Source organism: Streptomyces sp. NPDC000878 (genome assembly GCF_053599695.1).
This window is the reverse complement of record NZ_JBSFMT010000046.1, coordinates 17,754-32,749: the sequence shown is the minus strand read 5'-3', so window position 1 is coordinate 32,749 and position 14,996 is coordinate 17,754. Positions and strand designations below refer to the sequence as shown.

The following is a 14,996-nucleotide window of genomic DNA, read 5'->3' as shown; positions in this document are numbered from 1 at the left end:
AGGGCGGCCACCGTGCACCCGCACGGTGGCCGCCGCTCTTCCCTGGTCGGGGTCTGTGTCACGCGCTGGCCCGTTCCGTCGCCGGGGCGGTGACCTGTGCCAAGGGGAGACCTTCCACCACCGCCTGCTGCGATTCCTCGGGAATCCGCAGCCAGCGGACCGCTATCCCGGCCAGCACGTACAGGCAGGCGAAGACGACGGTCACCCCGCCGGGGCCGATGAGGCCCAGGAACACCGTCACGATCAGCGGCCCGACGAAGGTGGCGGCACCGGCTCCGAGGTTGAGCACCGCGATGGCGTTGCCCTTCTGCCCGGGGGCCATCAGCGACATCAGCACGGAGATCGGCGTGAATCCGGCCAGGGTGATGCCGTACAGCGCCGCGCACAGCACAGCCACCCAGTACCGGTCACTGACGTGGGCGGGCAGGAAGTACAGGCACAGAGAGCTGACGGCGGAGGCGACGCAGCCGAACCAGCGCAGGGTGCGGTGCCAGCCCAGACGGTCGCTGAGCACTCCGAAGAAGAGATTGGCGAAGATGTTCGCCGCGCCCAGGACGAACACCAGCTGCAGCCACCCCGAGGTGCCGAAGTGCAGGTCGTCGGAGAACACCGTGGGCAGGAAGACAAGGAACCCGAACTGCGGTGCGGTGTTGACGATCCGCACCAGGCACCCGATCGCGATGCGTGGCTGGGAGAAGAGGATGGCGACGCTGTTGGCAATGCTGCGCCCCGCGGACACCTCCGGCGCTGCCAGACGCTCGCCGCCCGTCGCGTGACGGATTCCGGTCAGCGCGATGATGCCACCCGCGACGACCAGCACGAGAGAGACCCACAGAGTCGCGTATTCGCCGATCAGCGGTTCGCTGCCGCTGGCCAGGAGCGAGCCCAGGGTCGGCAGGCCACCGGTGAAGGCGAAGTAGAACCACCCCACGGCCGAGCCGAGCCGGTGCGCGGGACTGCCCGCCAGCACCCACACCAGGAAACCGTAGGCGAAGAAGGGATAGCCGAAACCGCGCAGGCCGTAGGCCAGCAGCATCAGCGGATAGTTCTCGGTGGGCAGGGCGACGGCCAGGAAGACGACCTCCAGGCTGCCCCAGATGGCAAGGCCCAGCCACATGACCCGGCGCGGCCCCCACACATCCGACAGGGCTCCCGAAAGCCAGGACCCAGCCGTGACCACCGCGCCGTAGACGGTGATGGCGACCGCGGCCCTGGTCTCCGAGCCCGCGCCGTGGTCGGCCAGGTAGGGGGATATGTAGCCGGACTCGACCCCGTCGCCGATCATGAACAACAGCAGACCGACGAACCCCCACACCAACGGACGTGGCAGGCCGAGCCGGTCGATCAGGCCCTGCTCACTGCGGGCCGGCGAAACAGATGCGGACATGAGCGTCTTCAATCGTCTCGACAAGCGTGGGGCATCACTGCTGCGGAAGGATGTGAACCTTGCGGGCGCCGTCGGACCGGGCAGCCTCAAGGGCAGCGGCGTAGTCCTCAAGGCCGAAGGTATGGGTGACCATGCCCTCCGACAGGCGCGGAAGGTCCAATACCGCAGCGACCGCGTCGGGGTAGGCGGTCGCCAGCGACTGCGAGCCCACCAGGGACAGCTCACGATCGAACAGGTCATAGGGGAACAGGTCGATCGAGGACTCGGGGCTGACCACGCCCATCTGCAGCAGAGTCCCGCGCTTGGCCAGCCGCTCCAGCGCGTCCGACACAGCGGAAGGATGACCGCTCGCCTCGATGACCAGGTCGACGTCATGACCGGCGGGCCGTTCACCCGGTGCGTGCACCACATCGGCACCGAACTCCACGGCCGCGTCGCGGCGCACCGCGCTCGGCTCGATGACACCGATGGACTGGGCCCCTTGGGCCTTGGCGTAGGCCACGGCCAACAGACCGATCGAGCCGGCCCCGTACACCAGCACTCGCAGACCCTTGAGCGGGCGGATACGCGAGGCGGCGTGCAGAACGCAGGCCAGCGGCTCGATCAGAGCTCCCGTGGCGAAGTCCAGCCCCTCCGGCAGCCGGTACACCACCTTGGTCGGCACGCGCACCAACTCGGCACAGGCCCCGTCGATGGTCACCCCGATCGCCATCAGCTCCGGGCACAGGTTCGTCGCCCCGGCCTGGCACTGCTCGCACACTCCGCACGCGATGTTCGGGTCCACACACACGCGGTCTCCGGCGGCGAACCGTTCGACGCCCAGGCCGACGGACACCACAGTGCCGGCGAACTCGTGACCGGGCACGACCGGGAAGCGGCCGGTGGGGTAGTCCCCGTTGGCGAGATGCAGATCCGTACCGCAGATGCCGACCGCGGCAGGAGCGATCACGACTTCGCCGGGTCCGGGTTCGGGATCAGGCAGCTCTCGGATCTCGATGGATCCCCGTCCATCCAGGACTACCGCACGCATCGTCGCGTCCTCTCACTGGCTCGCGCTGAGCAAAGAACCCAGCCACACACGCCGCCGATGGTGTCCCTGCACCGGCGAGCACCCAGCACGCTAGGCGGTTCCATCTTCTCTGTCCATACGTTACGTACTGTACGTACAATAATTTGACGAACCTGCCCGTGGTGAGGCAGGCGTCGTGGCCATGTCCAGATCTCGGGCCGGCGCACGGTGACACTCCGGCGGGAGCCCGGCGGCCGGCCAGGCTCCCGCTTTGTGTGCTGCCCGTTGAGGCGTGCCGGTGTCTAGGACGACACCAGCACCAGGGACCACAGCTGAGAGGAGGCGCCGGTGTACGCCTGCTGGACGATCTGCGCGCCGTCGCTGGTGGCTGCTCCGGAAACGCTGAGGGCGAGACCCGAGTTGCGGTTCACCAGCTTGTAGTTGGAGCCGACGGCGACCACCTGCCACTGCTGGTCGTTGCCGCTGTTCTGCACCCACTGCACGGCGTTCGCGCCGCTCGACGTGCTGGCGGCCAGGATGCCGAGGGCTCGGCCGCTGTTCTTGTCCAGCAGCGTGCTGTATCCGCTGCCGACATCCGTGACGTGCCACAACTGGTCGGCCGACCCGTTGTCGGTCCACTGGACCACGTTCTGCCCGTCGAGGAGGTCCGCGCCCAACACGCCAAGGGCCTTACCGCTGTTGACGTTGACGAGCTTGTATTACGCGCCGGTGGAGTTTCCGAAGTCGATGTCCGCGTAGGAGATCGTGGTTGTCCCGCCGACGATCTCGACTCGGCCCGTGCTGGGGATGTAGGTGAGGCTGCGGCTGTAGGAGGACGCCATCGTCGTGTGCTGCTGCGTCCACGCACCGGTGCTGCTTCCGCTGGCGTTCGTCCAGACGTCCCCGCTGCCCGCGGCGTTGAAGAGGATCCGCCCGTTCGGCATGCGCATGAGTACCGGGCTCCCTCCACGGGACAAGGCGCTGGAGCCCGATGTCACCGAGAGCGAGGTGACGCCGGTGCCCGCGGTGCCGCCCACCGAATAGAAGTGCAGCGGATCGCTGGCGATCTTGTAGCGGACGTTGTCACCGCCACCCCAGTATTCGAAGGTCATCATCCACTTGCCGTCACTGGTCTGGACGACAGTCGTCATGCCGGGGCGGCCACCGCCGATCTCGCTGTAACCGGACGAATTGGTGACCGTCGTCCCGGAGACATCGACAACCGCGCTGCTCCATGACGAGCTGACACCGTCCCATGTCCGGTGCGCAAGGATCTGTGTGGCGGGATCCGGAGTTGTGCTGTTGTTCGGATCGAGCGTCGGAACGCCCGTCGACGAGTCGTAGCCCGTGTAGTCGTTCTCGTCGGAGTAGTAGGCGACGAGCTGGTTGTTGTAGACCATCAGAAACGGTTCCCAAACGGGGTCGTTCTGGTGGGAAGTGTTCGCGGCGGCCGGGTAGTTCGCGCCGTTGGACCAGCTGCCCGTCGTGATGACGTTGACGACATTCCACGTCGAGCCCGAGTCGGTGCTCGAGTAGAGCGCGATCGCCGTGTTGCTGCGGTCGCCGTCGTGCGTCGGCGTGTAGCTGGAGTTGGTTGCCTTCTGGTCGAGGTAGTTGTAGTCGTCGCCCGATACGACGGTGGCCATCAGCAGTGTGCCGGATGCGAGATTTCCGACTGCCTGGGGCAGCACGTACAGATACGGGTTGGTCCAGTTACTGACGTACGAGGAGTAGGCGGGGTTCGACGACGCGTACGCCGGCGCCTTGACGTCTGCCAGGTGTTGCCAGGTCGTGCCGTTGTCGTCGCTCTTGTACAACGGCATTGTCTGCCCGTCGGCCGAACCCGAGGCGGCCACCGTCGACTTCTCGAATGCCGCGACGAGCCGTCCGCTCGGCAGCACGGCCGTTTTCGGGTACAGGGCGCAGTTGTTGGTCGCCTTCGTGCAGGATGCCGTACTCGGGAGCTGGTAGAGGGTGGCGGGAGTCGGCGTGGACGCCTGCGCAGGCATGGCAAAGGTCCACAGCGTCGCGGCTATAGCCAGAACGACGATCAAAGCTTTACGCGGATGTCTTGCGCCTTTCATCTTTCCTCCCGAAAAGATAGACAAGATCGGATCTTGGAGCCCGGAGTGAGCCGGGATCCGTGTGCCGGCGGCCGGCAGTTGCTCTCCGACTCGACGGCGCCGAAGCGGGGGCGGGTTTGTCTTCCCCTGGGCCTTTTGGAGCGTCCCGTCCATGCCGCGGCGAGGGGATCGGGTTTTCCGGTTGGCGAGTGGGCGCATTCACGGCTTATGGCGTACGCGCGCGTCCGCTGATCTGCTGTATTCGCTCGTCGCGCCCGATTCCGTCGAGGGCGCGCAGTGCGTGAAAGCCGAAGGAAGTCGGACGACCTGTCCGCGGCAGCTGTTCGCAGAGGAAAGCAGCGTTGAGGTTGCCTCAACCGTCGACGGTGACAGGGGAACCGCTGATGTCACGTGGCTGTGGGTACTTTCGCAGACGGCACGGACCGGATTGGTGGCGGTCCGTTCAGAAGAGGCAGGCAGCGCGCCATTCCGGCTGCGGTTGTAACGCGGTTCCAATGCCTTCGTGCTGTCGCGAACAAGGCAACCCCTTCACCTCCTCCGAACTCCCCGACGGGGAGCGGGGGATGGGCCAATTATTCGGGCGTGGGGCATCCGTGTCACCAGCGCGTTTCGAAAGTGTTTCGCAGGGGAGTGGTTCGCTGTGTATTGACGTGACGGCGCACCCCGCGCCATCCACGGCGGTTTCAAAGTCCCGGTGATCAGGTGAGTGCGCAGGGCGCGACGGTACGGCGATGTGTGGTCGGCCCGGTCCGTACGCAACGAAGCTCCGGTTGATGCCGGTCAGTCACGGTGACCGGCTTCACCGAGGCGGAGTACGGCCAGGCGATGCGGGTGCTGACCCGGACCGAGGCGAACCTCACGACCCCGACGCCCGCCGCCGACACCACCGACCGCACCTCCACCGGCTGACGGCCCCTTGTTGACGTGCCCCACGCGTGGTCGACTGGCCGCTGTGACCGGTGGTGAGGCAGGCGACCCGGGGCTGTTCGGCCCCAGGTCCGTGACGTGGCAGCTGCACAGCGACCCCATGATGTGGGTCGCCGGAGTCCGCGCGCTGTACCTCCAGGCGCTGCATCCGCGTGCGGTGCGCGGGGTCATGCAGAACTCCGCCTTCCGGGACGAAGCCTGGAACCGGCTGCGGAACATCGCGCACTTCGTCGGCACGACGACCTACGGCACCACGGAGGCCGCCGAGCAGGCGGGTGCCCGGGTGCGGAAGATCCACCGCATGCTGTCCGTCGTCGACCCGGAGACCGGGGAGCGGTACGGGGTCGACGAACCCGGGCTGCTGCTGTGGGTGCACTGCGCCGAGATCGACTCCTATCTGCACATCCTGCGCCGCTCCGGATACCCGATCACCGACGCCCACGCCGACCGCTACATCCGCGAACACCTGATCAGCGCCCGCCTGGCGGGCCTCGACCCCGCCGACGTACCCGCGGACCGGGCCGAGCTGGCCGCCTACTTCGAGAAGGTCCGGCCCGAACTGGCCGCCGGAGCCGAAGCGCACGAAGTGGACGACTTCCTGCTCCGTCCACCGACGCATCCCCTGCTCGTCCCGGCGCGTGAGGTGCTGTGGCGGCGCGTGGCGCAACTGGCGTACGCCTCTCTGCCGCCGTACGCCCACGAGCTGTACGGCAGAGCAGCACCCGAACCACCCACCGTCACCCGGCAGTTGCGTGCCACAGGCACCCTGCTGCGCCGCGTTCCCGCACGTGTCCGCTGGCAACTCCCGCCCAAACACATCCTGCGGGCCATGTCACGGCTCGGCCCCGGCTCGCGCCCCGCGCCGTACAAACTCGGACGATAGCTCGCCATACTGGACGGGCCAGGGGAGGGCGGACAGGACCGGGGGCGGCAGCACGAGATGGCGGACACCAGACTGATCCAGAGCCGGTACCGGCTGCTCGATCTGATCGGGCGCGGCGGCATGGGGGAAGTGTGGCGTGCTCGCGACGAGTCGCTCGGGCGGCAGGTCGCCGTGAAGTGTCTGAAGCCGCTCGGGTCGCACCACGACCACTCCTTCACCCGCGTCCTGCGGGAGCGCTTTCGGCGCGAGGCCCGGGTGGCCGCCGCGCTGCAGCACCGCGGGGTGACCGTCGTGCACGACTTCGGCGAGTCCGACGGGGTGCTCTACCTCGTCATGGAGTTGCTGGAGGGGCGCAATCTGAGCCAGCTCCTGGAGGACAACAAGCATCATCCGCTGCCCGTCCCGGACGTCGTCGACATCGCCGACCAGGTCGCCGCCGCCCTCGCCTACACCCACCAACAGGGCATCGTCCACCGTGACCTGAAGCCCGCGAACATCATGCGGCTGACCGACGGCACGGTGAAGATCTGCGACTTCGGCATAGCGCGCCTCGGTCACGACATCGGCTTCACCTCCCGGCTCACCGGCACCGGTATCGCGATGGGCACCCCGCACTACATGTCGCCGGAGCAGATCAGCGGCGGCGAGGTCGACCAGCGCAGCGACCTGTACTCCTTCGGGTGCGTGCTGTACGAACTGGCCACCGGGGTACCGCCGTTCGACCTCGACGACGCCTGGGCGGTGCTCATCGGGCACCGCGACACCCCGCCCGAGCCGCCGCGCAGCCACCGCTCCGAGGTGCCCGAGTTCCTGGAGCGGGTCATCCTGGCCCTCCTCGCCAAGCTCCCGGACGAACGCCCGCGCGACGCACGGGAGTTGGCCCGCCGGATCAGCGCGGGCCGGGCCACCCCGCTGTATGTGCCGACCCTCGTCACCCCGCAGCCCCAGCTCCCGCCCCCCGAGCCTGCCGCCCGCGAACCCCGGCTGCCGTCCTGGACCCGGGGCATGACCACCGGCCACAAGGCGACCGGCGCCGGCATCGCCAACACACCCCCGGACCCGGCGGCCGGCCTCACCGGCGACTGGATCGCCCGCCCGGCCACCGGCCGCCCCGAGGAACCTGTACCCCAACTGCCGCCCGCTCCCTCGCCCCGGACCCTTGACGCGCTGGCCGGACGGCACAACGCGGGCCTGAGCCTGGGGCGCCTCGGTCGCTGGGCCGAGGCCGGCGAGGTGCACCGCGCGGTCGCCGCCGAACGCGAGCACGTCCTCGGCCCCGCCCACCCCGAGACCCTCGCCAGCCGCTACGAGGTCGGCTTCACCCTCAGCCGCACCGGCCGCGCCGCCGACGCCCTGCGCGAGTACACGCACGTGGCCCGGGAGAGGGAGCGCATCCTGGGCGCCGAACACCCTGACACCCTGGCCGCCCGGCAGGAAATGGCGTACGTCCTGGGGCAGTTGGGCCGGCACTTCGAGGCCCACCAGACCTACACGACCGTCCTGGCCGCCCGGGAGCGCACGATGGGCACCGACCATCCGGACACCCTGCGCTGCCGCCACAACCTCGCCTTCAACCTGAGCCGTCTGGGGCGCCTGGAGGACTCGTACCGCATGGCCTGCGAGGTGGCGACGGCGCGCGCCCGCGTGCTCGGCGCCGCCCATCCCGACACCCTGGTCACGCGGTACGAAGTCGCCTACGCGCTCGGCCAGTTGGGGCGGTGGCCGGAGGCCCTGCGGACCTATCAGGAGGTCGCCTCGGCGCGTGCCGAGGCGCTCGGCCCCGATCACCCCGACACGCTCGCCGCCCGCTACGAGGTCGGCATCAGCCTCGGACGGCTCGGCCGCAGCGCGGAGGCGCTCAAGCTGTACCGCGACCTGATCGACGACCGCACCCGCGTCAACGGCCCCGCCCACCCCGAGACCCTGCGCGCCCGGCACGGCCTCGGCGTCAACCTCGGCCGGCTCGACCGCTGGGAGGAGGCTCTCGCCGAGTCGCGCGACGTGTGCGCGATCCGTGAACGGGTCCTGGGCGCCGATCACCCGGACACCCTGGTCAGCCGCCGCGAGGTGGCCGTCGGTCTGGGCTGGCTCGGTCGCTGGCCCGACGCCCTGGCCGAGTACCGGCGGGTCGCCACCGCCCGCGAGCAGGTGCTCGGCGCCGACCATCCCGACACCCTTGCCAGCCGCAACGACGAGGCGCACTGCCTGGAGCAGCTCGGTCGGGGCGCCGAGGCGGTCGAGCTGTATCGGAGGGTGGCGGTGCTGCGACAGCAGAGGGCCTCCGGCCACTGAGAGATGCCGCTAGGCGTTGTCGGTTCGCTGCGGCGCCGTCGTGGCTGGTCGCGCAGTTCCCCGCGCCCCTTTGGGGCGCGGCGGAGCCGCACATCGATACAGCCCCGCGCCCCCTTGGGCCTGCGGCCCCTCGGCCGTACTGCTCTGGCCGGGGTGGATCATCACGTGTTACGAAGGACCATGCCCGCACACGAGCGTCCCGACCGACATGACGTACGCGACCGATACGACGCGGTGATTGTCGGTGGCGGCCACAACGGCCTGGTCGCCGCCGCCTACCTGGCCCGGGCCGGGAAGTCCGTGCTGGTCCTGGAGCGGCTGGCCGGTACCGGTGGTGCCGCCGTGTCGACGCGTCCGTTCGCCGGGGTCGACGCGCGGCTGTCGCGCTACTCCTACCTGGTCAGCCTGCTGCCCCGGAAGATCGTGCGCGATCTCGACCTGGACTTCCGTGTGCGCGGGCGCACCGTCTCCTCGTACACGCCCGTGGAACGGGACGGCCGGCCCACCGGACTGCTCGTCGGTGGCGGCGAGCGCCGTACTCGCGAGGCCTTCGCGCGGCTCACGGGAGGGGAACGCGAGTACGAGTCCTGGCAGCGTTTCTACGCCATGACCGGCCGCGTCGCCGAAAAGGTGTTCCCCACCCTCACCGAGCCCCTGCCCAGCCGAGACGAACTCCGCCGACGCATCGACGACGAGGACGCCTGGCGCACCCTCTTCGAGGAGCCCATCGGTGCCGCCGTCGAGGCCAACTTCGACGACGACCTCGTACGCGGTGTGGTCCTGACCGACGCGCTGATCGGCACCTTCGCCGACGCCCATGATCCCTCCCTCCGGCAGAACCGCTGCTTCCTCTACCACGTCATCGGCGGCGGCACCGGTGCCTGGGACGTGCCCGTGGGCGGCATGGGCGCCCTCACCGACGCACTGGCCGGCGCCGCCCGGAACGCGGGCGCCGTGCTCGCCACCGGCCACGAGGTCGTACGGGTCGACACGGACGGCCGGTCCGCCGAGGTGACGTACCGGACGGCCGACGGGGAGGGCACGGTCGGCGCCCGGCACGTCCTGGTGAACGCCTCGCCGCAGGAACTCGCCGCGCTGACGGGCGACACTCCGCCGAGCCCCGCCGAGGGCGCCCAGCTCAAGGTGAACATGCTGCTCACCCGGCTGCCGAGGCTCAAGGACACGTCCGTCGACCCGCGCGAGGCGTTCGCCGGGACCTTCCACATCGCCGAGGGGTACGAGCAACTGGCCACCGCCCACGCCCAGGCGACGGCCGGCGAACTGCCCGCCGCGCCCCCGTCCGAGATCTACTGCCACTCGCTCACCGACCCGACCATCCTCGGCCCGGACCTCGTCGAGCGCGGCTACCAGACGCTGACCCTGTTCGGCCTCCACACACCCGCACGCCTGTTCGCGGGCGACAACGACGCCGTACGCGACGAGCTGCTGAAATCGACCCTCGCCCAGCTCGACGCCCACATCGCCGAACCCCTCGCGGACTGCCTCGCCACCGACGCGGACGGGCGCCCCTGCATCGAGGCGAAGACCCCCCTCGACCTGGAACGCGACCTGCGGCTGCCCGGAGGCAACATCTTCCACCGCGACCTGACCTGGCCGTATGCCGAGGAGGGCGGCGGGCGCTGGGGCGTGGAGACCCCGCACGCCGACGTCCTGCTGTGCGGGGCGGGCGCGGTGCGCGGGGGCGGGGTGAGCGGGGTGCCGGGGCACAACGCCGCCATGGCCGTGCTGGAGGCGGAGGAGGGCTGAGTGACGGGGGCGTTTTTGGAGGGGGTCAGTTCGTGGAGGCTGTCCAGCCCACCGCCTCGATGCGGGCCGCGTCCGCCGGGCGCGTCTCGTCGAAGGCGACGGCGTCACCGCTGCGTACGGTGAGGCCGTCGACGTACGCTCCACGGCCGACGTACAGGCGGTCGGTCGTGTACCGCCAGCGGAGGGCGAGGGCCGGCGCGGTCGGCAGGTCCGCCGAGAGGCGGTGCCAGACACGCCCCGACCAGCCGGTGACCGAACCCGCCGGATGCTCCTGCGGGTCGTCGTCCCCTCGTGCGGTCGTGAACGGGACCGGCTGCCAGGTCGTGCCGCCGTCGGCCGAGGACTCGAGGAACAGGGCGTCCGACTGCGGTTCGGTGTCCCACCAAAGGGCGCAGCACAGACGGGAGTTGGCCGTCGTCGCGAGGGGCGGGAGGGTGAGCGTCGCCGTCGTCGCGCTCGCCATGCCGGAGAACCAGGCCGTACGTCCGTGACGTGGGCGGACCGGTACCGCACGGGCCAGGTTGTTCGCGGCGGCTACCCGGGGCGCGGAACCGGAGCGCCAACTGCGCACCGGATGCACGGAGTTGCCGAGGACGACGAGGAAGGAGTCGGTCGACGGGTCGAGGACCAGCGAGGTGCCGGTGAAGCCGGTGTGCCCGGCGGTACGGGGCGTGGCCATCGCGCCCATGTACCAGTGCTGGTAGAGCTCGAAGCCGAGACCGTGCTCGTCCCCGGGGAACGCGGTGTTGAAGTCGGTGAACATCAGCTCGACCGAGGCGGGCGACAGGATGCGCGCCCTGCCGTACGCACCGCCGTTGAGCAGCGTACGGCCGAGCACGGCCAGGTCCCAGGCCGACGAGAAGACACCGGCATGGCCCGCCACTCCGCCGAGGCTGAACGCGTTCTCGTCGTGCACCTCGCCCCACACCAGACCCCGGTTCAGCCCCGACCAGGGGGCGCGGGCGTCCTCGGTGGCGGCGATCGTCGGTTTCCAGGAGGCGGGCGGGTTGTAGCGCGTGCGGTGCATGCCGAGCGGAGCGGTGATGTCGTCGTGGAGCAGTGTGTCCAGCGGGAGGCCGGTGATCTTCTCCAGGACCAGCTGGAGCGAGATCAGATTCAGGTCCGAGTAGAGGTACTTGGTGCCCGGTGGGTTCAGCGGCGCCTGGTTCCAGATGAGTTCGAGCTTCTGCTCGTACGTCGGCGCGTTGTAGAGCGGGATCCACGCACGGAATCCCGAGGTGTGCGTGAGTAGTTGACGGACCGTCATGTCCTGCTTGCCCGCACGGGCGAACTCCGGCAGATACGTGGCGACCTTCCCCTCCAACTCCAGCGCGCCCCGCTCCAGTTGCTGCACGGCCAGGATCGACGTGAACAGCTTGGAGACCGAAGCGAGGTCGAAGACCGTGTCCGCGGCCATCGGGATCTGCTCGGCGGCCGGGAACTCGACCCCGGTGTCCGTCTTCTCGTCGTACGCCGCATAGCGCACCGCCATGCCGATCGGCTGATGCAGTGCCACCGTGCCGCCCCGCCCGGCGAGCAGGACCGCGCCCGCGTACCAGGGGTGGTTGGGGGAGGGACTGAGGAACGCCTCTGCGTCCGTGACCAGTTGGCGCAGATGCCGGGGGAGAAGGCCCGCCCGTTCGGGTGAGCCGGGGCGAAGGGTCGGGTGCCGGCCGGTTGTCCTGGGGGTGGCTGCGACAGGGCCCGCCGGGAAGGAGGCGAAGGTCAGGGCGCCACCCAGGGCCAGGGTGCGTCTGGCAAGCTGACGACGCGTCAGTTCGGGTCGGTCCGTTGCGTCTTCTGTCATTGGGGGAGCCTCCCACAGCCAAGAATCTGACGGTGTATCAGAAAAGGTCTTCCCTCGTCCGGAGGACTGCGGCATCCTGCGGCCATGCAGACGGAGCTGAGCAGGAAACTGGGAATCGAGCACGCCGTCTTCGGCTTCACGCCGTTCCCCGCCGTCGCCGCGGCCATCAGCCGGGCCGGCGGTTTCGGGGTGCTCGGCGCGGTCCGCTACACGGCGCCGGACGACCTCAAACGCGACCTGGACTGGATCGAGGCGCATGTCGAGGGCCGGCCGTACGGGCTGGACGTCGTCATGCCGGCCCGGAAGGTCGAGGGGGTCACCGAGGCGGAGGTCGAGGCGATGATCCCCGAGGGGCACCGGCAATTCGTCCGGGACACCCTGGCCAAGTACGGCGTGCCCGAGCTGGCCGAGGGCGAGGCGTCCGGGTGGCGGATCACGGGGTGGATGGAGCAGGTCGCCCGCAACCAGCTCGACGTGGCCTTCGACTACCCGATCAAGCTGCTGGCCAACGCCCTCGGCTCGCCGCCCACCGATGTCGTGGCTCGCGCGCATGACCAGGATGTGCTGGTCGCGGCCCTCGCGGGCAGCGCCCGGCATGCGCGCAAGCACGCCGAGGGCGGTATCGACATCGTCGTCGCGCAGGGCTACGAGGCGGGCGGTCACACCGGGGAGATCACCTCCATGGTGCTGACGCCCGAAGTCGTCGACGCCGTCGATCCGCTGCCGGTGCTCGCCGCCGGCGGTATCGGCAGCGGACGGCAGGTGGCCGCCGCGCTGGCTCTCGGTGCCCAGGGGGTCTGGCTGGGGTCCATGTGGCTGACCGTGACCGAGGCCGACATGCACTCGACCGCGCTCACGCAGAAGCTGCTCGCGGCCGGTTCCGGCGACACCGTCCGCTCCCGTGCCCTGACCGGCAAGCCCGCACGTCAGCTGCGCACCGACTGGACCGACGCCTGGGACTCCACCGACGGACCCGGCACTCTCCCCATGCCGCTGCAGGGGTTGCTCGTGGCCGAGGCCGTCTCGCGCATTCAGAAGTACGAGGTCGGGCCGCTTCTCGGCACACCGGTCGGTCAGATCGTCGGCCGGATGAACAGTGAACGGAGCGTTCAGGCGGTCTTCGACGAGCTGACCAGCGGCTTCGAGGAGGCTGTGAACCGAGTCAACAGGATCGCGGGACGGAACGCAGACGGAAGGGGCGACCAGTCGTGAGTGAGGTTCACAACGGTTTCTGGGCGCAGGCCGCCGCCGACCCGGAGCGTACGGTCCTCATCGCGCCCGACGGCGAGCAGTGGACCGCCGGACGGCTGCACACCGCCACCAACCAGCTTGTCCACGGGCTGCGCGCCGCCGGACTCGGCCGCGGTGACGCCTTCGCCGTGGTCCTGCCCAACGGCGTCGAGTTCTTCGTGGCGTATCTGGCCGCCGCCCAGGCCGGGTTCTATCTCGTCCCCGTCAACCACCACCTCGTCGGGCCCGAGATCGCCTGGATCGTCGCCGACTCCGGCGCCAAGGTCCTCATCGCACACGAGCGGTTCGCCGACGCGGCACGCGCCGCCGCCGACGAAGCCCGACTCCCGGCGGAGGGACGGTACGCGGTCGGCGAGGTCGACGGATTCCGCCCGTACGCCGAACTCCTGGACGGACAGCCCGAGTCGCCGCCTGACGACCGCACCCTCGGCTGGGTCATGAACTACACCTCGGGCACCACGGGCCGCCCCCGCGGCATCCGGCGCCCACTGCCCGGCAAGCTGCCCGAGGAGGCCTACCTCGGTGGATTCCTCGGCATCTTCGGCGTCAAGCCGTTCGACGGGAACGTCCACCTCGTCTGCTCGCCGCTCTACCACACGGCCGTACTCCAGTTCGCGAGCGCGTCCCTGCACATCGGGCACCGGCTGGTCCTGATGGACAAGTGGACGCCGGAGGAGATGCTCCGCGTCATCGACGCCCACGGCTGCACGCACACCCACATGGTCCCCACCCAGTTCCACCGGCTCCTTGCCCTGCCGGAAGGGGTGCGGCGGGCGTACGACGTGTCGTCCATGCGGCATGCCATCCATGGCGCCGCGCCCTGCCCCGACCATGTGAAACGGGCCATGATCGACTGGTGGGGCGACTGCGTGGAGGAGTACTACGCGGCCAGCGAGGGCGGCGGGGCCTTCGCGACCGCCGAGGACTGGCTGAAGAAGCCCGGCACGGTCGGCAAGGCCTGGCCGATCAGCGAACTCGCGATCTTCGACGACGACGGCAACCGGCTGCCGCCCGGCGAACTCGGCACCGTCTACATGAAGATGAGCACCGGCGGCTTCGCCTACCACAAGGACGAGAGCAAGACTCAGAAGAACCGCATCGGCGACTTCTTCACCGTCGGCGACCTGGGCCTCCTCGACGAGGACGGCTACCTCTTCCTCCGCGACCGCAAAATCGACATGATCATCTCGGGCGGGGTCAACATCTACCCCGCCGAGATCGAGGCCGCCCTGCTCGCCCACCCCGCCGTCGCCGACGCCGCCGCCTTCGGCATCCCGCACGACGACTGGGGCGAGGAGGTCAAGGCGGTCGTGGAGGCGGCGCCCGGACACCTGCCGGGACCCGACCTGGCCCACGAGATCCTCGACCACTGCGCCCGCCAACTCGCCGGGTACAAGCGGCCGAAGAGCGTCGACTTCATCGACCGGATGCCGCGCGACCCCAACGGCAAGCTGTACAAGCGGCGGTTGCGGGACCCGTACTGGGAGGGCCGTACGCGGCCTGTATGAGCCAACCGCGTGAACCATGGTCCGGTGTGGTCCCGCGCCCGAAACGGGACGGGACCACACCGGACCGACGATATGTCCGCC

General features: G+C 69.7%; 9 protein-coding genes and 1 pseudogene. 5 read left to right on the top strand and 5 right to left on the bottom strand.

Annotation, left to right across the window (positions count from 1 at the left end; translation table 11 throughout):
• Nucleotides 1-58: 58 nt before the first annotated feature.
• The 4 genes and pseudogenes from ACWDR4_RS32120 to ACWDR4_RS32105 all read right to left on the bottom strand — a co-directional run bounded on the left by ACWDR4_RS32120 (nt 59) and on the right by ACWDR4_RS32105 (nt 4,405).
• Nucleotides 59-1,387, bottom strand: a complete 1,329-nt coding sequence (locus ACWDR4_RS32120) for an MFS transporter (RefSeq protein ID WP_450413628.1) — start codon at nt 1,385-1,387, stop codon at nt 59-61.
• A gap of 34 nt (nt 1,388-1,421) precedes the next feature.
• Nucleotides 1,422-2,417 carry an alcohol dehydrogenase catalytic domain-containing protein gene (locus tag ACWDR4_RS32115; protein WP_450413627.1) on the bottom strand — a complete coding sequence of 332 codons (996 nt, stop codon included), beginning with the start codon at nt 2,415-2,417 and terminating at the stop codon, nt 1,422-1,424.
• Between the two features lie 281 nt (nt 2,418-2,698).
• Nucleotides 2,699-3,103, bottom strand: a pseudogene (locus ACWDR4_RS32110) (RICIN domain-containing protein); the annotation flags it as partial.
• Between the two features lie 12 nt (nt 3,104-3,115).
• Nucleotides 3,116-4,405, bottom strand: coding sequence for an RICIN domain-containing protein (locus ACWDR4_RS32105; RefSeq protein WP_450413626.1), 1,290 nt, complete (start codon nt 4,403-4,405; stop codon nt 3,116-3,118).
• 1,027 nt (nt 4,406-5,432) lie between these two features.
• Between ACWDR4_RS32105 and ACWDR4_RS32100 the strand changes: the two genes are divergently transcribed.
• The 3 genes from ACWDR4_RS32100 to ACWDR4_RS32090 all read left to right on the top strand — a co-directional run bounded on the left by ACWDR4_RS32100 (nt 5,433) and on the right by ACWDR4_RS32090 (nt 10,349).
• The gene (locus tag ACWDR4_RS32100) at nt 5,433-6,290 is read left to right on the top strand and encodes an oxygenase MpaB family protein (protein ID WP_450413625.1); all 858 of its coding nucleotides are present in this window, start codon (nt 5,433-5,435) and stop codon (nt 6,288-6,290) included.
• Nucleotides 6,291-6,347: 57 nt separating this feature from the next.
• Nucleotides 6,348-8,582, top strand: coding sequence for a tetratricopeptide repeat protein (locus tag ACWDR4_RS32095; RefSeq protein WP_450413624.1), 2,235 nt, complete (start codon nt 6,348-6,350; stop codon nt 8,580-8,582).
• A 180-nt stretch (nt 8,583-8,762) separates the two neighbouring features.
• Nucleotides 8,763-10,349 carry a phytoene desaturase family protein gene (locus ACWDR4_RS32090; protein ID WP_450413623.1) on the top strand — a complete coding sequence of 529 codons (1,587 nt, stop codon included), beginning with the start codon at nt 8,763-8,765 and terminating at the stop codon, nt 10,347-10,349.
• 25 nt (nt 10,350-10,374) lie between these two features.
• Here ACWDR4_RS32090 and ACWDR4_RS32085 read toward each other — a convergent pair whose 3' ends face one another.
• Nucleotides 10,375-12,156, bottom strand: coding sequence for a serine hydrolase (locus ACWDR4_RS32085; protein WP_450413622.1), 1,782 nt, complete (start codon nt 12,154-12,156; stop codon nt 10,375-10,377).
• 84 nt (nt 12,157-12,240) lie between these two features.
• On the opposite strand from ACWDR4_RS32085, the gene ACWDR4_RS32080 reads away from it, so the two are divergent.
• Nucleotides 12,241-13,368: an NAD(P)H-dependent flavin oxidoreductase gene (locus tag ACWDR4_RS32080; protein WP_450413621.1), complete on the top strand. Its 1,128-nt coding sequence runs from the start codon at nt 12,241-12,243 to the stop codon at nt 13,366-13,368.
• The gene (locus ACWDR4_RS32075) at nt 13,365-14,915 is read left to right on the top strand and encodes an acyl-CoA synthetase (protein ID WP_450413620.1); all 1,551 of its coding nucleotides are present in this window, start codon (nt 13,365-13,367) and stop codon (nt 14,913-14,915) included. Before ACWDR4_RS32080 ends, ACWDR4_RS32075 begins: the two co-directional genes overlap by 4 nt.
• Nucleotides 14,916-14,996 lie beyond the last annotated feature (81 nt).